24 protein-coding genes are annotated in these 26,423 nt (G+C 54.9%); 15 read left to right on the forward strand and 9 right to left on the reverse strand.

The window, feature by feature from the left end; translation table 11 throughout:
- The first annotated feature begins 131 nt into the window (after positions 1 to 131).
- From AADB16_RS04060 to AADB16_RS04075, 4 genes are all read left to right on the forward strand, one after another.
- Entirely contained in the window at positions 132 to 1,163 is a 1,032-nt protein-coding gene (locus AADB16_RS04060) for a lipase secretion chaperone (RefSeq protein WP_410801555.1), read from the forward strand.
- A gap of 185 nt (positions 1,164 to 1,348) precedes the next feature.
- Positions 1,349 to 2,365: a porphobilinogen synthase gene (gene hemB, locus AADB16_RS04065; protein WP_309044674.1), complete on the forward strand. Its 1,017-nt coding sequence runs from the start codon at positions 1,349 to 1,351 to the stop codon at positions 2,363 to 2,365.
- A gap of 66 nt (positions 2,366 to 2,431) precedes the next feature.
- Positions 2,432 to 4,573, forward strand: a complete 2,142-nt coding sequence (ppk1, locus tag AADB16_RS04070) for a polyphosphate kinase 1 (protein ID WP_309044675.1) — start codon at positions 2,432 to 2,434, stop codon at positions 4,571 to 4,573.
- Between the two features lie 23 nt (positions 4,574 to 4,596).
- Entirely contained in the window at positions 4,597 to 5,883 is a 1,287-nt protein-coding gene (locus AADB16_RS04075; RefSeq protein ID WP_410801557.1) for a DUF945 family protein, read from the forward strand.
- A 61-nt stretch (positions 5,884 to 5,944) separates the two neighbouring features.
- On the opposite strand, the gene coaD is transcribed toward AADB16_RS04075, so the two are convergent.
- The 4 genes from coaD to AADB16_RS04095 form a co-directional block, all read right to left on the reverse strand.
- Positions 5,945 to 6,427: a pantetheine-phosphate adenylyltransferase gene (gene coaD, locus AADB16_RS04080; protein WP_309044677.1), complete on the reverse strand. Its 483-nt coding sequence runs from the start codon at positions 6,425 to 6,427 to the stop codon at positions 5,945 to 5,947.
- A 99-nt stretch (positions 6,428 to 6,526) separates the two neighbouring features.
- Positions 6,527 to 8,119 carry a GMC family oxidoreductase N-terminal domain-containing protein gene (locus tag AADB16_RS04085; protein ID WP_410801559.1) on the reverse strand — a complete coding sequence of 531 codons (1,593 nt, stop codon included), beginning with the start codon at positions 8,117 to 8,119 and terminating at the stop codon, positions 6,527 to 6,529.
- A 40-nt stretch (positions 8,120 to 8,159) separates the two neighbouring features.
- On the reverse strand, positions 8,160 to 8,795 hold the full coding sequence (locus tag AADB16_RS04090) for a hypothetical protein (protein ID WP_410801561.1): 636 nt from the start codon (positions 8,793 to 8,795) through the stop codon (positions 8,160 to 8,162).
- 69 nt (positions 8,796 to 8,864) lie between these two features.
- Positions 8,865 to 10,310 carry a coniferyl aldehyde dehydrogenase gene (locus AADB16_RS04095; RefSeq protein ID WP_309044680.1) on the reverse strand — a complete coding sequence of 482 codons (1,446 nt, stop codon included), beginning with the start codon at positions 10,308 to 10,310 and terminating at the stop codon, positions 8,865 to 8,867.
- A gap of 177 nt (positions 10,311 to 10,487) precedes the next feature.
- On the opposite strand from AADB16_RS04095, the gene AADB16_RS04100 reads away from it, so the two are divergent.
- A complete protein-coding gene (locus AADB16_RS04100) occupies positions 10,488 to 11,168 on the forward strand; it encodes a TetR/AcrR family transcriptional regulator (RefSeq protein ID WP_309044681.1) in 681 nt (226 codons plus the stop codon).
- Between the two features lie 165 nt (positions 11,169 to 11,333).
- On the opposite strand, the gene yihA is transcribed toward AADB16_RS04100, so the two are convergent.
- Positions 11,334 to 11,972: a ribosome biogenesis GTP-binding protein YihA/YsxC gene (gene yihA / locus AADB16_RS04105; RefSeq protein ID WP_309044682.1), complete on the reverse strand. Its 639-nt coding sequence runs from the start codon at positions 11,970 to 11,972 to the stop codon at positions 11,334 to 11,336.
- Positions 11,973 to 12,145: 173 nt separating this feature from the next.
- On the opposite strand from yihA, the gene AADB16_RS04110 reads away from it, so the two are divergent.
- The 3 genes from AADB16_RS04110 (at position 12,146) to AADB16_RS04120 (ending at position 14,461) form a co-directional block, all read left to right on the forward strand.
- Entirely contained in the window at positions 12,146 to 12,754 is a 609-nt protein-coding gene (locus AADB16_RS04110) for a c-type cytochrome (RefSeq protein ID WP_298452370.1), read from the forward strand.
- A 146-nt stretch (positions 12,755 to 12,900) separates the two neighbouring features.
- Entirely contained in the window at positions 12,901 to 13,536 is a 636-nt protein-coding gene (locus AADB16_RS04115; RefSeq protein WP_410801563.1) for a thiol:disulfide interchange protein DsbA/DsbL, read from the forward strand.
- Between the two features lie 64 nt (positions 13,537 to 13,600).
- On the forward strand, positions 13,601 to 14,461 hold the full coding sequence (locus tag AADB16_RS04120) for an endonuclease/exonuclease/phosphatase family protein (protein WP_410801565.1): 861 nt from the start codon (positions 13,601 to 13,603) through the stop codon (positions 14,459 to 14,461).
- A gap of 74 nt (positions 14,462 to 14,535) precedes the next feature.
- On the opposite strand, the gene rpmG is transcribed toward AADB16_RS04120, so the two are convergent.
- From rpmG to radC, 3 genes are all read right to left on the reverse strand, one after another.
- Positions 14,536 to 14,691: a 50S ribosomal protein L33 gene (rpmG, locus tag AADB16_RS04125; RefSeq protein ID WP_071263342.1), complete on the reverse strand. Its 156-nt coding sequence runs from the start codon at positions 14,689 to 14,691 to the stop codon at positions 14,536 to 14,538.
- An 11-nt stretch (positions 14,692 to 14,702) separates the two neighbouring features.
- Complete coding sequence (rpmB, locus tag AADB16_RS04130) at positions 14,703 to 14,939, reverse strand: 50S ribosomal protein L28 (protein WP_200202252.1); 237 nt, start codon at positions 14,937 to 14,939, stop codon at positions 14,703 to 14,705.
- Positions 14,940 to 15,157: 218 nt separating this feature from the next.
- Entirely contained in the window at positions 15,158 to 15,832 is a 675-nt protein-coding gene (radC, locus tag AADB16_RS04135; protein ID WP_410801567.1) for a RadC family protein, read from the reverse strand.
- A gap of 186 nt (positions 15,833 to 16,018) precedes the next feature.
- Between radC and coaBC the strand changes: the two genes are divergently transcribed.
- From coaBC to argA, 7 genes are all read left to right on the forward strand, one after another.
- Positions 16,019 to 17,218, forward strand: a complete 1,200-nt coding sequence (gene coaBC / locus AADB16_RS04140; protein WP_410801569.1) for a bifunctional phosphopantothenoylcysteine decarboxylase/phosphopantothenate--cysteine ligase CoaBC — start codon at positions 16,019 to 16,021, stop codon at positions 17,216 to 17,218.
- A gap of 1 nt (position 17,219) precedes the next feature.
- Positions 17,220 to 17,681 (forward strand): dUTP diphosphatase, encoded by a 462-nt coding sequence (gene dut, locus AADB16_RS04145; protein WP_309044688.1) that lies wholly within the window; start codon positions 17,220 to 17,222, stop codon positions 17,679 to 17,681.
- 85 nt (positions 17,682 to 17,766) lie between these two features.
- Positions 17,767 to 20,421: a phosphomannomutase/phosphoglucomutase gene (locus tag AADB16_RS04150; protein ID WP_410801570.1), complete on the forward strand. Its 2,655-nt coding sequence runs from the start codon at positions 17,767 to 17,769 to the stop codon at positions 20,419 to 20,421.
- 51 nt (positions 20,422 to 20,472) lie between these two features.
- A complete protein-coding gene (gene argB / locus AADB16_RS04155) occupies positions 20,473 to 21,369 on the forward strand; it encodes an acetylglutamate kinase (RefSeq protein ID WP_200202247.1) in 897 nt (298 codons plus the stop codon).
- A 40-nt stretch (positions 21,370 to 21,409) separates the two neighbouring features.
- Positions 21,410 to 22,663 carry an acetylornithine deacetylase gene (locus AADB16_RS04160; protein WP_410801572.1) on the forward strand — a complete coding sequence of 418 codons (1,254 nt, stop codon included), beginning with the start codon at positions 21,410 to 21,412 and terminating at the stop codon, positions 22,661 to 22,663.
- Between the two features lie 26 nt (positions 22,664 to 22,689).
- A complete protein-coding gene (gene argE, locus AADB16_RS04165) occupies positions 22,690 to 23,886 on the forward strand; it encodes an acetylornithine deacetylase (protein ID WP_309044691.1) in 1,197 nt (398 codons plus the stop codon).
- Between the two features lie 60 nt (positions 23,887 to 23,946).
- Positions 23,947 to 25,254, forward strand: a complete 1,308-nt coding sequence (argA, locus tag AADB16_RS04170; protein ID WP_410801574.1) for an amino-acid N-acetyltransferase — start codon at positions 23,947 to 23,949, stop codon at positions 25,252 to 25,254.
- Here argA and AADB16_RS04175 read toward each other — a convergent pair.
- Complete coding sequence (locus tag AADB16_RS04175; RefSeq protein ID WP_410801576.1) at positions 25,228 to 26,301, reverse strand: aminopeptidase; 1,074 nt, start codon at positions 26,299 to 26,301, stop codon at positions 25,228 to 25,230. The genes argA and AADB16_RS04175 overlap by 27 nt on opposite strands.
- Between the last annotated feature and the right edge of the window lie 122 nt (positions 26,302 to 26,423).

Genomic DNA, 26,423 nt, shown 5'->3' on the forward strand with positions numbered 1-26,423 from the left:
TGCTCCGGCCTGTTTTTGCGGTCTGTCTCGGTCAAACGTCCAGTTTCCGCCTATTATGGCCCGCATAGGCGCCTCGATCTTCGTTACCCAGGTCGTAGCCAAGCCACCCATGGCCGGAGCTGCTCATCATCATGAAATCTGTTTCCAAACTTTCGTTTGCCGTCCCTGTAATCATAGCAGTTGTAATTGCACTCTGGCTGCTTGCTGATAGCGCCCAGCATCAGCCCACCTCCGTTCGCACTGTTGAACGCCCAGACAATCTGAAAACGGATGACGCAGGTTTTTCTGCAGGCCGCCCGCAGTATCCTTCCAGGCTGGTTAATGACTCCGCTGAACTTACCGTGCCCGATCATCTACCGCCTTCGCTGGAAGGCACGACGGAGCCCGGCGGTTGGGCGATAACAGACCGTTTTGGCAACCTCATCCCTACAGGGGAATTGCGGCAGTTGTTTGAGTACTATCTATCGGCACTGGGCGAAGAAGAGTTGTCTCAACTGGTGGCAAGAGTTCGGCTTACCCTGTCTGTGCTGGAGGAGCCTGCGCGGGGCCAGGCGCTTGATATCCTTGGTCGCTACCTGGATTACAAACTCGCATTGTCTGATCTGGAAGCGGCATACGGTGAGGCAGGGGTGTCCGGTGCGGGTGAGATGGAGCGCCGGATGCTGGAGATTCAGGCTCTGCGCAGAACCTGGATGAATGCAGATACTGCGGAGGCTTTCTTTGCGGATGAGGAAGCTATAGATCGGTATCAACTCGAAAAGCGACGCATTGGAGGTGACGGCAGCCTGACGGCTGAACAGCGCGAGGCAGCCTTCGCTGAGGCCGAAATGGCCTTGCCAGAACCTCTGCGGCAGGCGCGGGAGAATACTCATAAATTCGCCCGTTACGAGCAGGCGCGCGAGACGATGGCAAACGATCCGGAGGCGCTGCGGGCCTGGCGTCGGCAAGAATTTGGCGATGAAGCAGCCCAAAGGCTGGAGGCCCTGGACGCAGAACAAAAGGATTGGAATCGTCGGTGGCGGTCATACGTTGAAGAGCGTGAAGCCCTAAAGACTTCAGGCCTGGCAGAGCCGGAAAAGGAGGAAAGCCTGAGCCAGTTACGCGAGAAATATTTCAGCGAAACTGAACGTATTCGGGCCAAGGCGCTGGATTCCATTCAGTAACAGGGCTTGTGCAAAAGGCGCCGTCCGGGACCTGCTTTAGATCGATTATCGCTTCAGACGCATTGCCTGCATACGTTGGTAGCCTGCAACCAGAGGCCCCGGAGGTGTATGATGGTGCAAACGGCGCCGCCAGGGTGTCAGGATTTTCAATCCTACTCATTGTTATGCCATTCAGGAGGTTTTCTGTGCCTTTATCAACGCCACGAGTCTTCCCAAGTACCCGTCTGCGTCGCAACCGCGCCAGCGACTTTACCCGTCGGCTGGTAAGGGAGAACCAACTGACGCCGGATAACCTGATTTACCCGGTTTTTGTATTAGAGGGCGAAGGCCAGCGCGAACAGGTGCCGTCCATGCCCGGGGTGGACCGCCTGAGTATTGATTTGTTGGTGGAGCAGGCCGCAGAACTGGTGGAGCTGGGTATCCCCGCGATAGCACTATTTCCTGTGGTTGCGGCGGACAGAAAGAATCTTTCTGGCTCCGGGGCCTGGGATTCAGACGGGCTGGCACAGCGAGCCGTCCGGGCGCTGAAGAAGGCGCATCCCGAACTGGGCGTTATCACGGATGTCGCATTGGACCCATTCACCACTCACGGGCAAGATGGCATCATCAATAATGAAGGTTATGTGCTGAACGACGTTACCGTCGAAGCCTTGGTGAATCAGGCGGTTTCTCACGCTGACGCCGGTGCCGACATCGTTGCGCCTTCAGACATGATGGACGGCCGAGTTGCTGCCATTCGTGAGGCGCTGGAGTCTGCGGGGCATATTAATACACGTATTCTGGCGTACTCTGCCAAGTACGCTTCCGGTTATTACGGCCCGTTCCGGGACGCTGTTGGTTCCGCCGCCAATTTGGGGAAAAGTGATAAAACCACTTATCAAATGGACCCAGCCAATAGTAACGAAGCGATTCAGGAAGTGATGATGGATCTTGCTGAAGGTGCGGACATGGTGATGATCAAGCCCGGCATGCCATACCTGGATATCGTGCATCGGGTAAAAACCGAATTGCAGGTGCCCACATTCGTGTACCAGGTCAGTGGCGAGTACGCTATGCATATGGCAGCAGAGCAGAATGGCTGGCTCGATGGTGACACCGTAATGATGGAGAGCTTGATGTCCATGCGTCGCGCGGGAGCAGACGGCATCCTGACCTATTTTGCAGTGCGCGCAGCCCGATTGATGCGGGCCAGGCAGCGCTGAAGCTGTTAACGGACTACCCCGGGCCGGGAAGCGGCAAGCGGATAATCAGATAGGAATTGAGAGGCCATGAGAGCGGAAATCGTCAGAAATCTCACAACGGGTGGTGGGCAAAGTGTACCTGCTCCCATAGATCTGCCATCCGAAGGAGAATTGGTCGATCTGGATGCCAGTGAAAACTACTTTAACCGTGAACTGAGCCAGCTTCAGTTCAATTACCGTGTGTTGAAGCAGGCGCTGGACACCACTCATCCGCTGATCAATCGGCTGATTTTTTGCTGCATTTTCAGCAGCAACATGGATGAATTCTTTGAAATTCGTGTGGCTGGCCTGCGCCAGCAGATCAAGTACGGCAGGGAAACTCTGGGTGCTGACGGCATCATGCCGGAACAGGCGCTGGGTGAGATCAGCCGTATTGCCCACGAGTACATTGATGAGCAGTATGACATTCTGAATCATGTGCTTATTCCGGAGATGGAAAAGCAAAACATCCATTTTGTGCGCCGCAGAGAATGGACGCCGGAGCAGGCCGAGTGGGTGCGCAATTATTTCGATGAAGAAATTCTCCCGGTAGTCAGCCCCATTGGATTGGATCCTTCGCATCCGTTCCCTCGGTTGGTTAATAAAAGCCTCAACTTTATTGTTGAGCTGGATGGCAAAGATGCCTTTGGGCGCGAGACGGGCATGGCCATAGTGCCTGCGCCGCGCTCTTTGCCACGGCTCGTGCGCTTACCGGACGAAGTCTGCACCGGTGGAGAGAATCTGGTTTTCCTGTCATCTGTAATCCACGCTCACGCCGATGAATTGTTCCCGGGGATGGAGGTCAAAGGGTGTTATCAGTTTCGGCTTACTCGCAACGCCGATCTGGAATTGGAAGACGACCTGGAAGATTTGGCATCTGCGCTACGTGGCGAGCTTCTCAGTCGCCGCTTTGGTGATGGGGTTCGGTTGGAGGTTGCGGACAACTGTCCTCAGGAACTCGTGCAGTTTTTGCTGACGGAATTCGGCCTTGGGCAGAGAGATTTGTACCAGGTCAACGGGCCGGTGAACCTCACGCGGTTGATGGCAGTTACTGGATTGGTGGATCGTCCTGATTTGCACTATTCCAGCTTCTCGCCTGCCATCCCCCGGCAAATCCGCAGCAAAGAAACCATCTTTGATGCCATCCGTAAGCGGCCAATATTGCTGCATCATCCATTTCAGAATTTCAGCCCTGTGGTGGATTTGCTGCGCCAGGCCGCGAAAGATCCGCAGGTTTTGGCTATCCGCCAGACGCTATACCGCACGGGTGCCAATTCAGAGGTTGTAGAAGCGCTGGCAGATGCGGCCCGGCGCGGTAAAGAAGTCACTGTAGTTGTTGAATTGCGGGCTCGATTCAGCGAGGCGGAGAACCTGGAGCTGGCCAGCCGGCTGCAGGAAGCCGGTGTGATCGTGGTCTATGGCGTTGTGGGCTATAAAACCCATGCCAAGATGATCCTCATTGTGCGTCGTGAGGAAGGGAGGCTGCTCCGTTATGTTCATTTGGGAACCGGAAACTACCATGCTGTGAATGCGCGGCTCTATACCGACTACAGCTTCATGACCTGTGACGAGTCCATTGGGGACGACGTCAATAAAATCTTTCAGCAGCTAACCGGTATGGGAAAGGCCCTGAAAATCAAAAAATTGTTCCATGCCCCGTTTACCCTCCATAAACGCTTGATCAGTCTGATTGAACGTGAAACGGCCTTGGGGGAGAGAGGGCAGATCATCATAAAGATCAACGCCTTAACAGAAGTGCAGCTTATCAAGGCGCTGTATCGAGCCTCCCAGGCGGGAGTGCAGGTTGATCTGATTGTGCGTGGTATCTGCAGCATCAGGCCCGGGGTTCCGGGTCTGTCAGATAACATTCGTGTGCGCTCCATTGTGGGGCGTTTTCTTGAGCACACGCGAGCCTACTATTTTGGTAATGACGGTAAGCCCGACGTGTTCTGCTCAAGTGCAGACTGTATGGAGCGCAACCTGCTAAGCCGGATTGAAATTGCGTTTCCAATTGAAGACCCGGAGCTGATAGCGCGAGTGCGCGAAGACCTGGATACGTACCTGGCGGATAACTGCCAGTCATGGATGTTGCAGCCCGATGGCAGTTACGTTCAGAATCAGCTGGCCGAAGGTGAGGAACGAGTGGCCTCGCAACTGGTTCTTCTGGATCGCCTGACAGGCAAATCCTGACATTTTCAGACGGAGAGCGTTTTTTGAAAGCAAAATGGATCATTGCCGGTGTAGGTGTATTGGTTGTCGCCGGCGCAATGCCTTGGGTCGTGGGGTATGTAACTGAACAGCAGTGGCAGCAAGCTACCCATGAGCTGAATCAGTCGCAGCCATTTATCCAGATGCAGACGGACGACTATCGCCGGGGCTATTTTGGCTCCGACTTGAGCGGTGCGGTCACGATGGTTGATCCGGAAAGTGGACAAACACACCGGATAGCCTACCGTGCCGGCGTGACCCATGGCATCACCGGGAGCTTTATGGATTTTGTGCCCGTTGAAGGCTGGGCGCCGAAGGGCACTGACTGGTTTCAGGAGCGGCCAAGGCTGACTCTGGAAACGCGTCTTTGGGGTACAGTTGTGCTTGAGCTGGAAGCGCCAGCCATGGCCATCAATAACCCGGAGACCGGTGAATCATTGAGAGCCAGTTCTGGTGTTGCTCGTATTGAAGTAAGTGACGCAGGCTCTCAGGCTGAAGCGTTGGTCGTTTGGCCACAAATCAGTCTCTCCGGGCCGGATATGAACATCCGGGTTAATAACTTCCGGATTGAGCAGAGTATGGCTCATCTGATTGGTGGCGTCTGGACAGGTACCATGGACGCGTCGATAGCCTCTGTTGAATTGACGCCTCCTGACGCCGCCCCTTTAACCATCGAAGGTTTGCTTGCCCGCAGTAGCGCTGAGGCGAAAGACAGGGCAGAGCGCCTGGATTCCCGGTTGTCGATCGAGGTGAAAAAGGTTCGGTTTGAAGATCAAACCTACGGCCCACATAAACTGGCGTTCGCACTGGAAAACCTCGATGTAGGGAGCTGGAACAGTTTGAGCACCAGCATGACCGAACTCCAAGGTATGGTCTTTGCGCCAGATGCCGGAGGCCGCGAAACGTTTGAGCGGCAGATGGAAGCCATGGGACAGGTGAATACGGCCATGAGGAACTTGGCGGCAGCAGGATTTTCGATAGGTGTTCCGGAAGTGTCTTTGGACACGCCAGAAGGCGCTGTAACCGGTAACCTGGTGCTCAGTCATCCGGAACTGACTGGCGAGCAGAAAGAGAACATGTTGATGGTGATGCAGCAACTCACCGGAGATATGAACTTGAGCGTACCTGCCGTGCTGGTGGATGAGTATCCGGCTGTGCGTATGCAGCTTGCGCCGCTTGTCAAACAAGGCCTGTTGGTGCCCGATGGTGACCGGTTGGTGTTGTCAGCGAAACTGGCCAACATGGTTGTTGAGGTTAATGGCCAGGAAATTCCTTTGCCTCCGGTGTTTTAACGGGACAAAGCCAACAAAAAAAGCCCCATAACGGGGCTTTTTTGTTGCTAAACACTGTGTGTTAGAGCTCGCTGAATTTCTTTTTCAGCGCTTTTGCCACAATCGGATCCACGAAATCCGATACATTTCCATCCAGAGAGGCTATTTCCCGGATCAGGCTTGAGGAAATATAAGACAGGTGGTTGGAGGGCGTTAGAAACACGCTTTCCAGTTCCGGAGCCAAACTGCGGTTCATGTCTGCAAGTTGAAACTCATACTCGAAATCGGAAACTGCCCGTAGGCCCCGGAGAATCACCGTGGCATTCTGGTCCCGGACAAAATCGGCGAGAAGATAGCTGAAACCGGTCACACTCACGTTCGGAATGCCGACGGTTGCCTGCCGCACCAGCTCACAGCGTTCTTCCAGATCAAATAATGGCTGCTTCTTGGAATTGTAGGCGACGGCAACTACTACCTCATCAAACAGATTGCTGGCCCGTCTGATCAGGTCAGTGTGGCCGTTGGTAATAGGGTCAAAGGTGCCCGGATAGATAACTTTAGGCATTCACAGCTCCTTTTTTAACAGGCGCCCAGAGTATCAGTATTCCAGGAGTTTCTGTAGACCGGGTTGCAAGCTCTTCACCAAAGCGAAGAGCCATGGTGATTATGCTTTCAGCCGTTGTGCCAATCGTGCGCTGTTTCTCGCGGCCAGGGCATAAACCGAGAGCTGAGGGTTTGCACCAATACTGGTGGGGAAAATCGAGGCGTCGTGAACGCTCAGATTGCTCACGTGATGATGCTCGCCAAAGCCGTTAACCACAGACTCTTCCGGATTGCTTCCCATAGCACAGCCGCCCATCTGATGGGCGGTGAACAAGCGAACCCGGTGAGGCTCCATGGAAAAGCGGTCAATGGCTGCCTTCGCGTCCGCCCAGTTGGAGTACCAATCAGAATCCAGGTGCATCAAACGCACTTTGTCCGCGCCGGCGGCAAACTGGATTTCTGCCATGGTGTAGAACGCGCTACGAAGGCCTTTCCAGAGATAGTCGCTGACAGGGTAATCCAGCATTGGGCTGCCATCGTCCCGGAGGGACACAGTACCGCCGGGGCTGTCCTCGTGAAAACCATCCCGAACTAAAGCAATAACCGATTGCATCCATGGCAGGCTGGCCAGGTTCTTAGCCTGCTCATCGCCGTGGCCGGGGACAACGCCTGCCGACATGGCCGGGTGCAGAGGGGGGACCTCCAGCTTATAACCTGCCTCGCCATCCACGCCGTTGCGGAAATTGAACTCATCGGAATAAATTGACTGCGGTGCGCCGTAAAATGGGTCGACCAGTTTGGGCATTTGCGCAACGCTGGCGTTAACGGGGTGAATAAATGACCGCTTGCCAACCCGTTCATAAGGATCGGGCAGCTTGGAGCGCAGCAGCAGGCCGGGCGAGCCTATGGCACTTGCAGCAACCACAAAGTGCCTGGCTTTGAGGGTTACCGTAACTCGGGTAGGCGTGATGCCATCGCTGGCCATCGCAGTGGTTTCGAGGGACTCGATTCGATCCTGATTCATCACCAGCCGTTCAGCGCGCAGCCCGTGGTACATGCTGGCGTTGTTATCCAGCGCACCGGGAATGGTGGTCATCAGCGCGCCCTGCTTGGCGTTGGTCGGGCAGCCTACGCCGCAGTATCCGAGGTTCCAGCAGCCTTTCACATTGCGCGGGATAATCTGCCAGCTAAAGCCGAGCTTTTCGCATCCCTGCCGCAATACGTCGTTATTGAGGTTGGGATCCATGTTCCAGGGCGACATGGAGTGGCGAGTTTCACGGCCGTCAAACCAGGGCGCCATAGCCGCCGGGCTCAGGGCATCCAAGCCAAATCGCTTGCCCCAGTAGTTAAGTGTTTCGTCGGGAGTGCGAAAACTGCTGGTCCAGTTGACTGTTGTTGAACCACCCACGCAGCGCCCCTGCAAAATAGCGATGGCACCATCTTTTGTGGTGCGGCTCATGCCTTCCTGATAGAGGTTTGCGTAGGACGTGAGTTCGTCCATTTTGAAATCTTTTTGATAGTACAGGCGGCCTTCCTCAACCAGGATAACTGAGAAGCCACTTTTGGCGAGTATCTCGGCGGTGGTGCCGCCACCCGCTCCAGTGCCCACAATAACCACATCCGCCTCAGCAGTATGATTTTCGGTAAGCGTGGCGCCGTCGATAACTTTCCAGCCGGATTCCAGGCCTTGGGCAATGCGATCGCTGAACGACATGGTTGGTGGTTCCCCTTTGGGTAAAATAGCAGGCTGAGTGTCAGGCTTTGCGGAATTGTGGCAGAGCTTTAACGGCCCAGTCGGGTGGTCCCGGATAGCCCGAAAGCTGCCAGTTCTCCTGGTAGCCATAGAATGCCACGTTGCTTATTTTGGTCAGCGCCATGTAGCCATTGTTGAAAAGGCCAATGCTGCTCGAGCGCCATCGCTGTAGAAACGCATCGGCTTGCTCTGTAGTGGCGTCGCGCCATGCTGGCCAGACCCGAGCAATGGTGACCCGTGTAAGACCAAAGTTGAGTAGGTCGAACAATTGCCTGAGCTCTTTCTGGTTCGCGGGGCCAAATTTGTGAATGCCCATATCAATGCGTTCGACCGTGCCCGCAATCGCGATGCGCCTGTTGTTAGCTTGTTCCGGAAGTGCGGAACCGAGGATGGCCGGGAGCAGAGCTTCTAATAGTTCTATGTCATCAGCGGATAGAAATTGGAATTGGTAGCGCGCATCCATGCGAGTGGCGACAGCGCCAAGGCGGCCGGCGGGCGCTGTTGCACAGCCACTGAGGCCAGCAGTGACACTAACGGAGCCCAGAAATAAAGCGCCCCCCAGCCCGGTGCGAAGAAAACTGCGTCGGTCCAGGGAGAGAGCATCCAGCCCTTCGGGTGGGGTGAGAGGGTCGGTCATAATCGGCTCGCTCTTGTTTTGGATTAGGCGATCGCCGGGGCGTAGGGCCCCGGTTGCTGTGCGAAGCGCTTAGCGGATGAACAGCTTGTAGATCATTTTGTGGGCAGATGTCCCGTAAGGGGGATATACAAATTTGCCGCTGTTAAACTTCTGTTTCGCGAAAATGGCGCGCTGGTGTGAGAAGGTCAAAAAGCCCTCCTTGCCGTGGTAATGGCCCATTCCGGAATCCCCCACGCCGCCAAATGGCAGGTCGTCCTGAGCAACGTGCATCAGTGAATCGTTGATACACATCCCACCAGACAGCGTTTTATTGGTCACTTGGCTCTGCTGTTCGCGGTCGTAACCGAAAAAGTACAAAGCCAGAGGGCGCGGGCGGTCATTGATGAATTGAATGGCTTCATCGAGATTGCCATAACTGACAACCGGGAGGATCGGGCCAAAAATTTCATCTTGCATGAGCTTCATGTCGGGCGTGGTTTTCAGTACCAGGGTCACCGGAATCTTGCGGCTGCTAACGCTCACATTCTCTTTTGCCGGGTTGATCTCGATCAGCTCAGCGCCTTTGGCTTTGGCATCTTCAAGGTAACCCTTTAGACGGTTGTACTGCCGTTCATTGATGATCGCGGTGTAATCGTCGTTGTCATTTATAGAAGGGTACATTTTAGAAAGCTGGGCCCTGAACTCGTCCACAAAGGCCTGGGTGCGGTCAGCCGGGCAGAGCACGTAATCCGGTGCTACACAGGTTTGACCAGCGTTGAACGCCTTGCCGAAGGCGATGCGTTGGGCAGCGTCTTCAAGTGGAACATCCGGGGAAACTATGGCCGGTGACTTGCCGCCCAACTCCAGGGTAACCGGCGTCAGGTTCTCGGACGCGGCGCGCATTACCAGCTTGCCTACGGAGGTGGAACCGGTGAACAGCATGTGGTCGAAAGGCCGCGCTGAAAAATCAGCTGCGACGTCGGCTTCGCCATTGATAACGGCAACCAGGTCTTCCGGGAACGTGGCTTCAATAAGCTCTTTGAACAAGGCCGAGGTATGAGGGGTGAACTCAGACATCTTGACCATGGTGCGGTTGCCAGCCGAAAGTGAGGCAACGAGAGGCCCGACTGCGAGATAAAGTGGGTAGTTCCAGGGCACGATTACCCCTACGACACCTTTAGGCTGGTAGCAGACTTTGTTGCTGGCAGGTTGAAACAGGATGGATACGTGCCGACGCGAAGGCTTCATCCAGCCTCCGAGATTTTTCTGAGTGTAATTGATTCCCTGAATGGAAGGCATGACCTCTGCAATCAGCGATTCATCCCGTGAGCGACAGGAAAAGTCCCGGTCAATGGCGTCCAGAATACGATCCTGATAGGACAACAGGGCCTGCTTAAGGCGTTCCAGGTTTTCCTGACGCTCCGCCAGCGTAGGCGCCGGGTGATCGTGAAACGCTTTTTTCTGAAGCTCAAACACCCTGTGGGTCTGTTGAATGTGACTTTTGCTCTCTGTGGGCTGAACAACGCTGGCACCCATGGTGTCCTCCTTTTGGCTTCGTCGCGTAACGGCGGCGGCCTGATGTTTTGTTGTGGCGAAAAAACGCTCAATTTGCACTGTAGGGTATTATTAGAGTATATACTCTAGGTAGTCAAGCGAGTCCAATGGCCAATGAGGCCATCTGAGAACCGCAAAACAACAAACGCCGATGAGCTTATGAAGACCAGAGACAAGATATTACTGTCGAGCCTTGAATTGTTTAACGAGCAGGGCGAGCGTAACGTAACAACCAATCATATTGCTGCGTACCTGGCGATTTCGCCGGGCAATCTCTATTACCATTTCCGCAACAAGTCCGACATCATTTACGAGATATTCCAGGAATACGAAAAGCTGGTGGATTATTACCTCGATATCCCCGAAAACCGGCCCCTGAACTTGGACGACATGACGTTCTATCTGGAGTCTGTTTTTGACGGGCTGTGGAGTTATCGGTTTCTCCACAGGGATCTTGAAAACCTGCTGGATAGAGATCAGCGTTTGCGCAATGACTATCGAGAGTTCACCGATCGTTGCTTGGCGGCCATAAGCAAAATATTCGAAAAGCTGGCCGAGGGTGGCATTCTGGAGCCTCAGCCCGATGCTCTCCGGGCCGCTATGTCGCTGAACGTCTGGTTGATTGTCACCAACTGGATGGCCTTTCTGAAAACCGCCCACGGTGAAAAAGCGTCCGCATGCCTGACGCTGCATGAGTTGAAGCAGGGTATTTATCAAGTGTTGACGCTGGAACTACCGTATGTGACGCCGGTTTATCGTGAGCAGGTTATGGAGCTTCGGGAGAGATACCGGCCAACCATGCCAGAGCAGGAAGATGGGCGTGAAGTTTCAGCAGGCTGAGCTCGGATTTCCTGCGCGGAACTTTTCCGGACAGGGTGTGTCTTAATTAGTGGCGCTGGCAATTCGGACATTTCTGGCGCCTCCCTGAGTGAGTTCTCAGGTTTTAACACGTCGCAAACCCTGACGTTTTTACCGGCCTGTTTTCACAGGCCGGTTTTTTCTGCGCTATTGGCTGCCTTCTGCCGAATCTTCCAACCAGTTTGTCAGTGCCGCCCGGCACTCATCAACCCCGCGCTTGGATGTTGACGAGAACATAATCAGGTGCTCAACACAGGTGAATGCCTTTAGCTTTTTGGCGATCTCCAGCATGGTAGTTTTGGCTTGCCCGAATTTCAGCTTGTCGGCCTTGGTTGCCAAAATCATCAGTGGCAACTTGTTATGTTCGCACCATTCCACCATCATCTGATCAAATTCGGTGAGCGGGTGGCGAATGTCCATCACCAGAACCAGGCCCTTTAGGCATTGGCGTTGGTTCAGATATTGTCCCAGGTGCTTTTGCCAGTCATCCTTCATATCCCGGGATACTTTCGCGTAGCCGTATCCGGGCAAATCCACCAGCCGAGCGTGCTCGCGGTTCAGGGAAAAAAAGTTGATCAGGCGCGTGCGGCCGGGGGTTTTACTGGTTCGGGCCAGCTTGCCGTTTGCAGTAATGGCGTTCATGGCGCTGGATTTCCCTGCGTTCGAACGTCCGGCAAAGGCGACTTCTGCGCCAATATCTGTTGGGCAGTCTTCCAGCCGGGGCGCGCTAATCAGGAAGCGAGCGCTGTTAAAAGAGATGCTTTTTTGAGTCAGGTCAGAGTCCACAGCGGTTGGCTTTCCTTTGGATTTCAGTTATTAGAGATTAATGTATAATGCTACACCAATTCCGGGCGGTACGCTTGGCGTAACCGCTGTCAGCCTTGGTCTTGAGCCTGACTGAACAGCGCCTGCCGGCTGTAAACCAAGAATATATTCGAGATGAGAGAAGCGGAGCGAGCATGAAGAAACTGATCGCAGGATTTGTTTTCGGCGTTGGCCTTACAGCAATGGCGCATGGGGCAGGTGATCCTGAAGCGGGAAAGCAGGCGGCGGCCGCGTGCCAGGCCTGTCATGGTGAGGGTGGAGCCAAGCCGATTATGGGGGCTTATCCGAAGCTATCCGGGCTGGGCGAAAGGTATCTGTTTGACCAGTTGGTGGCCATTCAGGAAGATTCGCGCTCAATTCCTGAGATGACAGGCCAGCTCACTGGCAAGTCCAAGCAGGACCTGCAAGATCTGGCAGCGTACTTTGCGCAGCAGGAGATGGTAGTCAGTCAGGCCGACCCGGAGTTGGTAGAGAAGGGCGCCGCGCTTTACCGTGGTGGCAATTTGGCTTCTGGTGTTCCCGCTTGCGCTGCTTGCCACAACCCGCAGGGTAAAGGTAATGAGCCAGCCGGGTATCCGCACATTGGTGGGCAGAATGCCGAGTACCTGGCTAAGCAGTTAGAAGCCTATCGCGATGGCACCCGTGCAAGCGGATCAAACGCGGCGATTATGATGGATGTTTCTGCCAGGCTGACCGATGCAGAAATCAAGGCTGTTTCCAGCTATATTTCTGGACTGAACTGATCCAATTGTTCGCAGCCTGATAAAAAGCCCCGCCTAGTGCGGGGTTTTTCGTCTGTCGAACCTGTAATCCACTAACGGTGGAACTTTTCAGGTTTGGCGGGTCATAATTCCCTTATAACGATATTTACAACATCTGGAGATATTTCATGTTTCGAGCACTCAGAACAGTCGGACTGCTGTTGGCGGCCTTGGCAGTTTTTGGCCAAGCCAATGCGGATGACTGGCAGGAAGGCGTACATTATAAAAAGCTGGACACTCCGGTACGTACAGACAGTGGCCCTGGTATCGAGGTAGGCGAAGTGTTCTGGTACGGCTGTCCGCACTGCTATAACTTCAAGCCCCTTGCCGAAGCCTGGGAAGCCAATGCTCCGGATTATGTAAATTACGTGCGTATCCCTGCTGCGCTGGGTCGTTCCTGGGTTCCCCACGCACAGGCATTTTATGCGCTAGAGGCCATGAATTCGCTGGATAAGGTGCACGACGCTCTCTTCGAGGCGTTGGCGGGCCAGCGTCGGCCGTTGAATGATGCTGAATCTTTGGCTGATTTTGTTGCAGGTTATGGCGTGGATCGTGATGAATTCCTGAATAATTTCAAAAGTTTTGGGGTTAATGCGCGTATGCAGCAGGCGCAGGCGAAAATCCGGGGCGCGCGGATTACGGGCACACCGTCTATGCTGGTAAATGGTAAGTACACAGTTAGTGCATCGATGGCGGGTAGCCTTGAAGCGATGCTGGCCGTTGTGGATTATCTGGTGGAGAAAGAGCAGGCTGCGAACCCTTAAGCGGTGCCTCGCCTGGCTTTCTTGCTTTTAGGGTTGGGAAACGGAGCTAAGCAGCAGAAGTATCATGTATAAACGCTTCAGAAAGCAGCTCGATGGCATTATCAGCGCCCGGAACGAGCCGAAAGGCTCTAACTCGGGGCTTGAGCATGTGCCCTTGTTCGAGCCCCAGCGCCACCTTCGGTTGCTCACGTTTAATATACAGGTGGGCATCAGCACATCGTCTTATCGCCACTACCTGACCAGAAGCTGGCAGCACTTTCTTCCCCATCGTAACCGTATCCAGAATCTGGATCGCATAGCGTCACTACTGAGAAACTACGATGTGGTGGCGCTGCAGGAGTGTGATGGTGGGAGCCTGCGCAGCGGGCATATCAATCAGGTTCAGTACCTCGCTGAAGCAGCGGGCATTCCCTACTGGCATCAGCAGCTCAACCGCAACCTGGGGCAGATTGCCCAGCACAGCAATGGTTTGCTGAGTCGGTTCCGCCCCCTGGACGTAAAAGAATACAAATTGCCTGGGCGGCTCCCCGGGCGAGGCGCCATTGTGGCCCGCTATGGCACCGAAGAGGACCCGCTGGTGTTGGTGATGATGCACCTTGCCCTTAGCAAGTCAGCGCAGCAACGACAGTTGGGCTTTATCAGTGAGTTGATATCAAAGTACCGACATGTGGTGCTGATGGGGGACATGAACGCCCATGCGGAGCAGTTATTGACCCAGACGCCCTTGAAAGACACAGATCTGATACCTCTACCGGACAGCGCCCACAGTTTTCCAAGCTGGCGGCCCGAGAAGGCTCTGGATCATATTCTGGTGAGCCCGAGTTTGCAGATACGGAATTCGGAAGTGGTGAGCTATCCCATGTCAGATCACTTGCCGATCGCCATGGACATAGCATTGCCCGATGGGTATCTGGAAAAGTTCTGACGCGTTTTTCTGAAAAGAGACCACAAAAAAACCCGACACATTGCCGGGTTTTTTTGTGGGTGCCGGATCAGGAATTACTTGATCTTGGCTTCCTTGTACGCAACGTGCTTACGGACAACCGGATCGTACTTTTTGATCTCGATTTTTTCCGGAGTGTTACGCTTGTTCTTCATGGTCGTGTAGAAGTGACCCGTGCCTGCTGATGAAACCAGCTTGATTTTTTCGCGCATGATGCAGCTCCTTATACTTTCTCGCCGCGGGCACGAAGATCGGCCAATACAGCGTCAATACCTTTTTTATCGATGATGCGCATGCCTTTGGTAGACGTGCGCAGCCGTACGAAACGCTTTTCAGACTCAACCCAAAAGCGCTTGCTTTGCAGGTTAGGCAGAAAACGACGACGGGTGTGGTTCATCGCGTGAGAAACATTGTTACCGGAAACCGGACGCTTACCGGTTACCTGACAAACTCTGGACATACTTGCCTCCGACCTGAGCAATGGTCTTGATAAATACGAATTCGATTTTAATTGCGTCTCTGGTTGCCGAGGAGTGATTAGACTCCTGTTTGCGCCCCTGAACTGAACGCTGCTCGCCAGACGCCGCCAGAAAGGGACGCTTTTATACCAGAACCAGCACCTCAACGCAAAAAATTGTTGGGATTTTGTCCAGTTTTCGCGCATTCGCCTGCGACGGCTTACATTAATCCACGTTCTGCGAGGGATATTACCTCACCGTGGCCAATCACCATATGGTCAAGAACCCTGATATCCACCAATCCGAGTGCTTCCTTCAAGCGCTTGGTCAGCGAGATGTCTGCCTGACTGGGTTCGGCGACCCCGGAGGGGTGATTATGGGCGAAAATAACGGCCGCCGCATTATCTTCCAGCGCTTGTCGCACTACTTCTCTTGGATACACGGCTGCGCCGTCAATAGTACCTCTGAACAGCTCGCGGTATTGAATGACCCGGTGCCGGTTGTCCAGAAAAAGACCCGCAAAAACTTCGTGAGGGTAGGTGCCCAGCCGGCTGGTGAGAAAGCGCCGGGTATCCTCCGGTGAGCGAAGTGGGTCGCCTTGGCGCAGAGGCTCGTCCATTACACGGCGGGCCATTTCCATGGCGGCTTGAACCTGTGCATATTTCGCGGTGCCCAGCCCTCTCACGCCACAGAATTGCCGACGGGAGGCTGTCAGCAATCCGCGCAGGCCAGAAAACTCCTGCAGAAGAAAGCGCGAGAGTTCCATAACCGGCATGCCGGTGGTGCCGGTGCGTAGAAAAATGGCCAGCAGTTCTGCGTCAGACAAGCTTTCGGGGCCGTGGGCGAGTAGTCGCTCGCGGGGGCGCTCATCCATAGGCCAGGCGGGGTCGGTCATGTCAGCTTCCTTGCGAATTGTTTTCGGGAATTTCCAGGGTTTTCGCGCTTCCTGCGCCTTTCAGTTACGAAGACTACTTCAAAAAGCAACAAATGGTAAACGAGGGAGCTACCTTGCAGGCTGTCGGTATCCGCTGGGCATGCTATCTTATAAGCCTTTCATATTAAGCGGATACGGAGCCTTATGATGGCCGTCAGAAAAATTCTGCTGGGTGTAACCGGTGGCATTGCAGCCTATAAAAGTGCCGAGCTTGTGCGCTTGCTGAAAAAGGCTGGCTATGAGGTAAGGGTTATCATGACGCAAGGCGCTGAAGCCTTCGTAACCCCTCTGACCTTCCAGGCGCTTAGTGGTGAGCCAGTGCGGACGTCTCTGCTGGATCCTGAAGCCGAAGCTGGCATGGGGCATATAGAGCTGGCCAAGTGGGCCGATCAGGTGGTTATTGCGCCTGCTTCTGCGGATTTTATCGCGCGGTTGGCACAGGGCATGGCTGATGACCTGCTGACCACTGTCTGTTGCGCAACTGAGGCGCCCATCGCGGTAGCCCCTGCCATGAACCAGGCTATGTGCGGCAATGAGCGTACCCAGCGCAACATACGTTTGCTGGAATGTGATCTGCAAATTTCGCTCTGGGGCCCGGCACAGGGTGAACAGGCCTGCGGTGACAATGGGCCTGGGCGAATGCTTGAGGCCGCGGAAATCGCTGCCTTGATCATGAATACGCATTCCGGGGCTGGAGAGCTTGCAGGCAGGCGTGTCGTAATTACCGCCGGCCCTACCCGTGAACCCATAGATCCTGTGCGCTATATCACTAACCACAGTTCTGGCAAGATGGGCTATGCGTTGGCGGTAGCGGCGCGGGATGCGGGTGCCAGCGTTGTGCTGGTGAGCGGCCCGGTCAACCTGCCTGCTCCTGTGGGAATTGAAATACGCCCGGTAGTTACAGCCGAAGACATGTTGAAGGCATCCATGGACGCAGTAGATGAAGGCTGCGACCTGTTTATCGCAACGGCAGCTGTTGCGGATTATCGGCCAGAAAGCCGTGCTGATGACAAGATCAAAAAGTCCAGTGAGTCCATGGCTCTGCCACTGGTGCGTAACCCTGACACGCTGGCAACCATTGCCGGGCGCGACGATGCGCCGTTTACTGTGGGCTTTGCAGCTGAAACTACTGACGTGGCCAGCTACGCCAAGGACAAAATGCAACGCAAGAAGTTGCGCATGATTGTCGCCAACGATGTCTCTGTTCCCGGCCTTGGCTTCAACAGCGACAATAACGCCGTCACGGTATTCTGGCCGGATGGGCAAGAGGCGATAGGACCAGACACCAAAAAAGCTATTGCATCGCGCCTCGTAGCGCTGATTGGCGAACATTTGAAGCAGGACTAATATGAGCAAAAAGAATTTACAGGTACGTATTCTTGATGATCGGATCGGCAACCAGATTGCGTTCCCCGAGTATGCCACTGAAGGATCGGCTGGGTTGGATCTGCGGGCTTGCCTTGATGAGCCCCTGACCCTGAATCCCGGGGATACCCAGCTCATAAGAACCGGGCTGTCCATTTATATTGCAGACCCGTCTCTGGCTGCCATGATCCTGCCCAGAAGCGGGCTGGGTCACAAACACGGCATCGTGCTGGGTAACCTGGTCGGATTGATCGATTCCGACTACCAGGGCGAATTGATGGTGTCCTGCTGGAACCGCGGCAGCACCGCCTTCACTGTGGAAGTAGGCGAGCGGATTGCTCAGCTGGTGCTGGTGCCGGTAATTCAGGCGGATTTTGAAGTGGTTTCCGAGTTTGATGCCAGCTCCCGGGGCGAAGGCGGCTTTGGCTCTACCGGAACCCGGTAGCCTTAGCGCAGAAAGCCGCTGTGGCGTCTATACTTTTCCGACAAGTGCTTGTCCAGGACAAAAAAGATAATTTGCAGGATGAACTATGAAACTGGGTAAGAAGAAAGTGTCTGAGGCGCCCGTTGATGAGCAATCGGCAGCTAAAGCAGAAAAAAAACTGAAACCCCGGGCTTCCGCAAGCTCTAAGATGACACATCTGGGACAGACGGCGATCAAGCAGGCGCTGGTTGTTTTGGTGGCTGCTATTGCTGCAGTGGTTCTCGTTTATTTTCTGGTATTGCTGCCGGCGGCCGAACAACGTTATAGCGCCTGGAAAGCCGCTGAAGCCGATGCCGCGGCTCAGCGCATAAGTCAGTACCTTGCCTTGATGCAGCAGAGCGTGAATGGTCTGGCTACCCAACCTCATGTTGTGGATGCGCTGATGGATCGCGCAGATCCCGCCATGGTCCAGCAAAGATTGGCGACCGCCTTACCCGGCGTGCAGGCAGCCTACCTGTTTCCATATCGCCAGATTCCCAGAACTGGTGACGCAAACGGCTTGCTTGGTTTTGCGGGTCTTGAGTTGGCTCGTCGCGCTGAGAACACTCAACTTCTGCACCCGGATGCGTTCCCGCGTGAAAATCGTTGGTATGTCCAGATGGCCGTTCCGGTTCGCAACCCATCCAGTAAGGCGGTCGTGGGCAGTCTTTTGCTGGTATTTGATGCCACTCAGTTGCAGCCGCTTCTCTCCGTTAACAACACACAACTTGGAGGCGAGTTAGCATTGGTGCAGACAGTCTCCGGAGCATCCCGCACGTTCGCGAGTAACGGCGGCAGTACTGGAGCAAATGCAAGTACAGCTGAAACCCGGACTCTAGCTAACCCTGACTGGGTTCTGCGCTATACACCGAATGCTGCACCAGAGCCTCCCATCAATATCATCTGGGTTGCGCTGTTGATGGGTGTGCCATCTGTCATAGCCGCCATACTGGTGTGGGTATTGCTGATTAGCGCCCAGAAGAATTTGCGCCAGGAAGTGACCAACTTGATTCAGTGGGCTCACAAGGTATTTGGTGGTGAGCGTCAAAAGTTGCCCAGCTTCCAGTGGGATATAGTCGCCTCCGCTGCCGAGGTGCTTTACAGGCTCTCCCAGGTTGTAGAAAAGCGCCTGACAAAAGCTGCAGAGACAGCGAAGCCGAAGCCCGCCAAAAAAAGTGGGGCGGCCGAGATTGGCGATGCTGAGCCGTTGTTTCAGGATAGCGACATACCTGATATTGATATGTTGGATGGCGATGAAGACGTTCTGGGCTTTGGCAGCGGCAATAATGACAGCTCATTCTTTACAGGCGGAGAAATGCCAGATGTAGAAGAGATGGATGAGCAAGTTGTTGAGATGTCGCCGGACATTTTCAGGGCCTACGACATTCGAGGCATTGTTGGTGAGACCTTATCTCCGTCTGTTGTGCTGCAGATAGGCACAGCCATAGGGTCAGAGGCTATCAGCCGAGGCCTGTCATCTTTGTGTATTGGCTACGATGGCCGCCATTCCAGCCCTGGGCTTGCAGATGCGCTGGCTCGTGGTGTTATGGCTTCCGGCTGTAATGTTATTCATGTGGGCGCAGTGCCAACGCCGGTGCTGTATTTTGCGACCCATCATCTTGAGAATGGGTCAGGCGTTATGGTGACAGGAAGCCATAACCCGGCTAATTACAACGGCCTCAAGATCATGCTGGGCGATGAAACCCTCTCTGGCGATGCCATCAAGGCGCTGTACAAGCGAGTGCAGACAGGTGATCTGGCGGCTGGCCGTGGTGAACAGTCTACTGAAGATGTTCGCAGGGCTTACCTTGATCGGATTGTGGGCGATATCGCCGTGGCCGCGCCGCTCAAGGTTGTTGTAGATGCCGGCAACGGCATTGCAGGCGAGCTGGGGCCGATGCTGATTGAAGAACTTGGCTGTGAAGTTATTCCGATGTACTGCGAGGTGGACGGGGACTTCCCGAATCACCATCCGGACCCTGGCAAACCAGCCAACCTTGCGGATCTGATCGAAAGGGTGAAGGCCGAAGGCGCAGATCTTGGTGTGGCGTTTGATGGCGATGGCGACCGGCTGGGCCTGGTGACGAATACCGGCAAGATCATCTGGCCAGATCGTTTATTGATGCTCTTTGCCCGTGATGTGGTGTCACGGAATCCCGGTGCCGACGTGATTTACGATGTGAAGTGCAGCCGTCGGCTTGCTGGCGTGATTTCGGAAGCGGGTGGGCGCCCCATCATGTGGAAAACTGGCCATTCGTTGATGAAAGCAAAAATGAAGGAAACTGGCGCTTTGCTGGCGGGAGAGATGAGCGGCCATATTTTCTTCGCCGAGCGCTGGTACGGTTTTGATGACGGGCTATATGCTGCGGCCAGGCTGCTGGAAATACTGGGCATAGAAGACCGGCACAGTAGTGAAGTGTTTGAAGACTTCCCCGAGGATATAAGCACGCCGGAGCTTAACGTTGAAGTCACTGAAAGCAGCAAGTTCACCATAATGGAGCAACTTGGTGCAGAGGGTGATTTTGGCGACGGTAATATCAGCAAGATTGATGGTATTCGTGTGGATTACACCGATGGTTGGGGTTTGTGCCGCGCCTCAAATACCACACCCATGCTGGTACTTCGCTTTGAAGCTGAAACGGAAGAGGCGTTGGAGCGGATAAAAGATGTTTTCCGGGCCCAGCTCCAGAAAGTAGCACCGGATCTTGTGGCTGACTTCTGATGACAGCCCAGTAGGAATCCTGTTTTTATTCTGATTTATTAAGGCAAAAAGATGACGCTGGATCGTGAAACAGCAATGCAAGTGGCTACTGTTCTAAGCCGTGGTTTACCGTATATTCAACGGTTTACCGGGAAAACAGTGGTTATTAAGTATGGCGGCAATGCCATGGAAAACGAGGAGCTGAAAAGCAGCTTCGCTCGTGATGTGGTGCTCATGAAGCTTGTGGGTATCAACCCGATTGTTGTTCATGGTGGTGGCCCGCAGATTGGCGAGCTGCTGCAGCGCCTCAATATTCAGTCCCGCTTTGTGAATGGCATGCGAGTGACCGATGCCGCCACCATGGATGTGGTGGAAATGGTGCTGGGCGGCCAGGTGAACAAGGAAATTGTGTCCTTGATCAACGCTCAGGGTGGTACCGCCATCGGCTTGACCGGAAAAGACGCCAACCTCATTCGCGCACGCAAGCTGGAAGTAGTGGATCGCTCACCGGAGTTGGAGCGCGCCGAGATTATCGATATCGGGCGTGTTGGCGAGGTGGCGAGTATCAATGTGGACGTGATTGATATGCTCACCCGCAGCAACGTGATTCCGGTCATTGCGCCCATTGGAGTGGGCCCGGATGGCACCTCCTACAACATCAACGCGGATCTGGTAGCCGGTAAAGTTGCAGAAGCTATGAAGGCTGAAAAGCTCATGCTTCTGACCAATGTGTCTGGCCTCAAGAGCAAGGAAGACAAAGTGCTTACCGGGTTAACGGCGCAACAGGTAAATGATCTGATTGAAGATGGCACCATTCACGGCGGCATGCTGCCGAAAATTCGCTGCGCACTGAGCGCCGTGGAGAACGGTGTGCGCACCTCTCATATCATTGATGGCCGCGTGGCCCATGCCTGCCTGCTGGAAATCTTCACCGATGAGGGTGTTGGCACCCTGATATCCCGTAACTGATGATTTTCTGTAACTGACGCGCTGCCTGAGGACTTTCCGGATGAAACGCCTGCTCACAACTCTGATACTGGCAGCTTTGATTGGTTTTGCTGTATTCAAGGCCGGGGTCTGGTGGCTGGCGGACCAGCGCATGGCAGAAGCGCGCCAGGCGCTTGGTGAAAGCGGCGTTCTGGAGCGGGGTAAAATTGGTTCCGGCGTGGAAGGGCGATTGGTATTCACTGAGGCATCTTGGCAGGGCTTCGAACTGACCCAGCCTCTGGTTATTGGCCGCGCTGAATTTGAGGCCGGGTCGCCTGTTGCTTTGCTTCAGGCTCTCGTCGATCCAGCCCAGCTGCCGGCCAGCTGGTCGTTGCAGGCCGAAGGGCTGGCGCTGGTGCTTGAGGCAACCATGTTCCGCAACTGGGTAACTGCAGACGGCGCCAGCGGTCGTGAACAGGCTGCACTATTTGCTCTTCCCTGTGCTCCGGACCCGCGCCAGCATCTTGGCAGTGGCGACCTGTTACGCATGGGAATTACCCGCTTATCCGGCGAATTGGTGCTGGAGCAGACACCTGAGCGGCTTCACCTTGAACTGAACTCGGCAAATACCGGCAGCCTTGAGCTCAACTGGCCGGGTGCCCGGATTAACCTGATCTCGCCAGAAACAACCTTGACGAGCTCATCTCAGCCTCTGGAGGTTACTGTCAGAGACGGAGGGCTCATGCGCCGGGTGGCGGCCTATTGTGCCCGAGAGTCCGGTTTGGGGACCTCGCAGTGGGCTGGGCGCGCACTGGAAACCTTCGAAACTGGCCTGAACGCTCGCGGCTGGCGCCCCAGTGAGCAGTTACTGGCGCTGTACCAGCAGTGGTTACTTGAGGGTGGAGAAATAACCGCGACTGTGCGGTTGGACGCCGAAGCCCTTGGTATTCCGGTGCACAAAGAGGATGAACGTTCGGATGGCTCCCTGGCCTGGGCCGTAGAATACAATGGCGCAAGGGTGCCGGATGTGTTTCTTCGCAAGGTCGAACCTGTTGTGCCAGAACTTCCCAAGGAAGCGCTTGAGCCGCTTGTGCCCCGTGAAAACCCAGCGGCAGTCAGCTGGCACGCGGAGGATCTTGAAACCGCACTTGAGTGGGTTGGTCGCAAGGTGAGGGTGACACTCTCGAATGGGAATATGGTGCAAGGTCGTCTGGCGAGCGTTAGCGAACAGGAATTGGAAGTTGCGCGTGAAGTCGCTGGAGGCGAGGTGTCCTATCCGATCGTGATGCGCGCGATTGCAGGGTTCGAGGTCTGGCGACGCGGCCAGGCACAATAGCGCTCCAGCAGGAGCGAGGAGACACAATGCCGCAGTTTGGCGACGATACCGACAGTCGTAAAACGTTCAACAGGGCCAACTCGGTTCCGGGCGTGCGTGACATGCTGACCACGCTGGTTTCGCTGCCGTCGATCAGCAGCGCTTCGGCGGAATGGGATCACAGCAACGAGCCAGTGGTGCGGCGGCTGGGGGAGTGGCTTGAGGCTCTGGGCTTTGCCGTTGAGCTTCTGGCGGTGCCTGACACGCCCGGCAAGTATAATCTGATTGCAACGCTGGGCAGCGGCTCCGGTGGATTGGTGCTTGCCGGTCACACGGATACCGTGCCGTTCGATGATCAGCGCTGGCAAAGCGACCCTTTCACCCTGACAGAAAGGGACAATCGCTGGTACGGCCTGGGCACTTGCGACATGAAGGGCTTTTTCCCTCTGGCTATTGAAGCCGCCAAAGCCTTTACGGCCGCGGACCTGAAACAGCCCCTGATTATCCTCGCGACAGCCGACGAGGAAACCTCCATGAATGGCGCCAGAGCGCTCGCTGAGGCCGGCAAGCCGAAAGCCCGTTATGCGGTTATCGGAGAGCCCACCAGCCTCAGGCCTGTGCGAATGCACAAAGGCATTATGATGGAGCGGCTGACGTTTGAGGGCCAGTCTGGCCATTCTTCTGACCCCAGCCTTGGCCGCAATGCGCTGGAAGGTATGCACGAAGCTCTTGGTGAGCTTCTGGCCCTGCGCACCGATTGGCAGGCGCAATACCGCAATCCGAATTTCGAGGTGCAGGTGCCAACCCTCAATCTCGGCTGCATCCACGGTGGCGATAACCCGAACCGTATTTGCGCCCGCTGCGAGTTGCATTTTGATCTGCGCCCACTGCCCGGTATGAGCATGGAAAACCTGCGTCAGGATATTCTGCACAGGCTTAGGCCAATGGCTGAGCGGCGCGAATTAACGATGGAATTTGAACCGCTGTTTGACGGCGTGCCACCGTTCGAGACGCCCGCAGATGCGGCTCTGGTGAAAGCCTGTGAGGCGTTAACCGGCCACACTGCCCATGCTGTCGCTTTTGCGACCGAAGCGCCCTGGCTGCAAAAGCTCGGTATGGAAACCCTGGTTCTTGGCCCGGGTTCTATCGACCAGGCGCATCAGCCCGATGAGTTTATAGAAATGTCTCAGTTGGAGCCCACTGTGAAAATCCTTCAGGGGCTCATCCGGCAGTTTTGCCTTTAAGTTTCTTCTAGTGTGCGGACGCGCGGAAAATCACGTAAAAATACGATTGGGGAATAACATTTGAAACCAAACGACTGGCTGCATTCTTTTCGCCATTCATCGCCTTATATAAACGCACACCGGGGCCGTACGGTAGTGCTGACCATTCCTGGCGATGCCTTTGAGCACGAAAATTTTATTAATATCATCCATGACATCACGCTGCTTGCCAGCTTGGGTGTGCGCTTGATTGTTGCTTATGGCGCCCGCTCGCAGATACAGAAACGCCTGGATGAAGCTGGTCTGGAGTCATCTTTCTCCCGCGGCCTTCGTATAACGCCCGAAATCCATTTGCCTCTGGTTATGGAGGCAACCGGTGGCCTCCGTGCTCACCTCGAAAGTCAGTTGTCCATGGGGCTGGTGAATTCACCCATGCACAATGCACGTATACGGGTAAGCAGTGGCAATTTTGTTACTGCGAAGCCGGTTGGGGTGTTGGATGGGATCGACTTCGGCTACACCGGCAAGGTGCGTCGTGTTGACGTAGCCGGTATTGAAAAGCAGTTGGAGCAGGGACACATCGTTTTGCTTCCGCCTATGGGTTATTCGCCCACCGGAGACGCCTTCAATCTTTCCTATGAAGATGTGGGTAGTCAGGTCGCCGCGGCTTTGCAGGTGGAGAAACTCATCGTATTCATTGATGACCAAGGCTTGCTTGAGCAGGATGGCTCCCTGATTCGCGAACTCTCGGCCCGCCAGGCGCCCGAGCGGTTGGCGGATGGCACGGTTACCGGGCATGACGCAGATCTGTTGCGCGCCGCCTGCGACGCATGTGTAAAGGGCGTCAGGAGGGCACATTTCATCAGTTATGTGAACGATGGTGCTTTGCTGGAGGAGCTGTTCACCCGGGATGGCACAGGCACGCTGGTCAGTGGCGACCACTATGAGCAAATCCGCCAGGCCCGAGCTGAAGACATTGGCGGCATTCTGGGGCTGATCGAGCCATTGGAAGAACAAGGCATTCTGGTGCGGCGTTCGCGGGAAATGCTGGAAACGGATATTGAGCACTATGTTGTTGCAGAGCGTGACGGCACCATTGTGGGCTGCGCTGCCCTGCACAATTACCCGGAAGAGGGGGCAGGTGAGCTCTCGTGCTTCGCGGTCGATTCCGCTTATCGGCGGGCTGGCAGGGGCGACGATATACTGCTGATGGTGGAAAAGCACGCCCGCAGCCAGGGCATCCAGAAGCTGTTTGTGCTCACCACACAAACCGAGCACTGGTTCCGTGAACGCGGCTTCCTGCCCAGCACGGTTCAGGCATTGCCTGGGCCAAAGCTTGCGACTTACAACACCCAGCGCAATTCAAAAGTGTTCTTCAAACCGCTCTGACAGTGTTTTCAGTGCATGCTGGCGCTGATCATCCGGTTTCCGGGAGAGGGTCTCTACGGCCCCGTAGAATTCCGGAAAATCGTAGCCGGATTGCTTTATTAGCTGTCGAAAGGCAGGTACGTGCTGGTTGTATTGGGCGAAAAGCGCAATCCTGGCGTTGTTGAAAGCCACCGGGGGAGGTCCGAACGGGCCAATATTGGTTGACCTGCTGGTTAGCAGTTGTTCATAGCGTTTATTGAGCTCATCAAACAGGCGTTGTTTTCGCTCACGTAGACTGCTCGGCGAAACTACAGCGTGTTGTTTATAGAGTTGTTCCAGCCTAGCACTTGTAGCAGCCACCAGGGCATGGGTTTCGTTGCGCAGTTCAAGCTGCGCCAAGGCCCGGTCGAACGCCTTTGAATCGCCTCTTTGATCCAGCCACAGCCTCAGGCCTTCCAGCTCAACCGCAGTGGCAAAGCTTTCATTGAAGGCAGTATCCCCTTTGATATAAATCACCTGGTGGGCTAACTCGTGGAACATCAGGGCCACCATGCGATCATCTGCAAGATTGGTAAAACCGGAGTGCAGTGGGTCGTCAAACCAGCCCAAAGTCGAATAGGCGGTGACCCCACCTATAAAGGTATCGTAGCCCTTGGCGCGGTAGTTTTGCTCTTCTTTGCGGGCATCCTCAAGGTGAAAGTAACCCCGGTAGGCTTGGCAACCCAGCACCGGATAACACCATTGGTGAGGTTGCAGGGAAAATTCAGGTGCCGCCACAAGATTGACCACAACCCAGGGCTGTTCAAGAACCACATAGTCAGTAAAGGCCGCTCCGGGCGTGAGCCGCAGGCGATCCTTTGCAAACAGCAGCGCCTCGCGGGATAGGGCAAGCTTGTCCCGGAGCTCTGGTGGCGTGTCTTCGCTGGCAATCAGGCTGTCGACCGGTTTACCCGCTATAGTTAGAGCCAGGTGGCCGCGAACGGCCTGAGTGTAGTAGCTGATTGTGGTGCAGCCATTCAGTAGTGTTATCAGTAGTAAAACTGTATATATCTGACTAAGCTGTTTCATAGACCAAGATGTTACGGTTAGGCGGTATATGTGTCCGTCACTGATCGCTATAGTACACTTATCGTATTGGTATTAAGCACCAGCATTAATTTATAGAAGCAGGTGGCAGCGGCCACTTTTCA

The sequence above is a fragment of the Marinobacter sp. KMM 10035 genome (assembly GCF_046537445.1).
In the GTDB taxonomy this organism is placed as follows: Bacteria; Pseudomonadota; Gammaproteobacteria; order Pseudomonadales; family Oleiphilaceae; genus Marinobacter; species Marinobacter sediminicola.

Excerpts from the sequence above, each read along its gene's own strand:
- AADB16_RS04090 (WP_410801561.1), bottom strand. The coding sequence starts at position 8,795 with ATGACCGACCCTCTCACCCCACCCGAAGGGCTGGATGCTCTCTCCCTG.
- AADB16_RS04085 (WP_410801559.1), bottom strand. The coding sequence starts at position 8,119 with ATGTCGTTCAGCGATCGCATTGCCCAAGGCCTGGAATCCGGCTGGAAA.
- rpmB (WP_200202252.1), bottom strand. The coding sequence starts at position 14,939 with ATGTCCAGAGTTTGTCAGGTAACCGGTAAGCGTCCGGTTTCCGGTAAC.
- dut (WP_309044688.1), top strand. The coding sequence starts at position 17,220 with ATGAGCAAAAAGAATTTACAGGTACGTATTCTTGATGATCGGATCGGC.
- coaD (WP_309044677.1), bottom strand. The coding sequence starts at position 6,427 with ATGCCTAAAGTTATCTATCCGGGCACCTTTGACCCTATTACCAACGGC.
- coaBC (WP_410801569.1), top strand. The coding sequence starts at position 16,019 with ATGGCCGTCAGAAAAATTCTGCTGGGTGTAACCGGTGGCATTGCAGCC.
- AADB16_RS04175 (WP_410801576.1), bottom strand. The coding sequence starts at position 26,301 with ATGAAACAGCTTAGTCAGATATATACAGTTTTACTACTGATAACACTA.
- AADB16_RS04115 (WP_410801563.1), top strand. The coding sequence starts at position 12,901 with ATGTTTCGAGCACTCAGAACAGTCGGACTGCTGTTGGCGGCCTTGGCA.
- AADB16_RS04120 (WP_410801565.1), top strand. The coding sequence starts at position 13,601 with ATGTATAAACGCTTCAGAAAGCAGCTCGATGGCATTATCAGCGCCCGG.
- AADB16_RS04150 (WP_410801570.1), top strand. The coding sequence starts at position 17,767 with ATGAAACTGGGTAAGAAGAAAGTGTCTGAGGCGCCCGTTGATGAGCAA.
- radC (WP_410801567.1), bottom strand. The coding sequence starts at position 15,832 with ATGACCGACCCCGCCTGGCCTATGGATGAGCGCCCCCGCGAGCGACTA.
- AADB16_RS04060 (WP_410801555.1), top strand. The coding sequence starts at position 132 with ATGAAATCTGTTTCCAAACTTTCGTTTGCCGTCCCTGTAATCATAGCA.
- argB (WP_200202247.1), top strand. The coding sequence starts at position 20,473 with ATGACGCTGGATCGTGAAACAGCAATGCAAGTGGCTACTGTTCTAAGC.
- AADB16_RS04095 (WP_309044680.1), bottom strand. The coding sequence starts at position 10,310 with ATGGGTGCCAGCGTTGTTCAGCCCACAGAGAGCAAAAGTCACATTCAA.
- ppk1 (WP_309044675.1), top strand. The coding sequence starts at position 2,432 with ATGAGAGCGGAAATCGTCAGAAATCTCACAACGGGTGGTGGGCAAAGT.
- rpmG (WP_071263342.1), bottom strand. The coding sequence starts at position 14,691 with ATGCGCGAAAAAATCAAGCTGGTTTCATCAGCAGGCACGGGTCACTTC.
- AADB16_RS04160 (WP_410801572.1), top strand. The coding sequence starts at position 21,410 with ATGAAACGCCTGCTCACAACTCTGATACTGGCAGCTTTGATTGGTTTT.
- AADB16_RS04110 (WP_298452370.1), top strand. The coding sequence starts at position 12,146 with ATGAAGAAACTGATCGCAGGATTTGTTTTCGGCGTTGGCCTTACAGCA.
- argE (WP_309044691.1), top strand. The coding sequence starts at position 22,690 with ATGCCGCAGTTTGGCGACGATACCGACAGTCGTAAAACGTTCAACAGG.
- AADB16_RS04100 (WP_309044681.1), top strand. The coding sequence starts at position 10,488 with ATGAAGACCAGAGACAAGATATTACTGTCGAGCCTTGAATTGTTTAAC.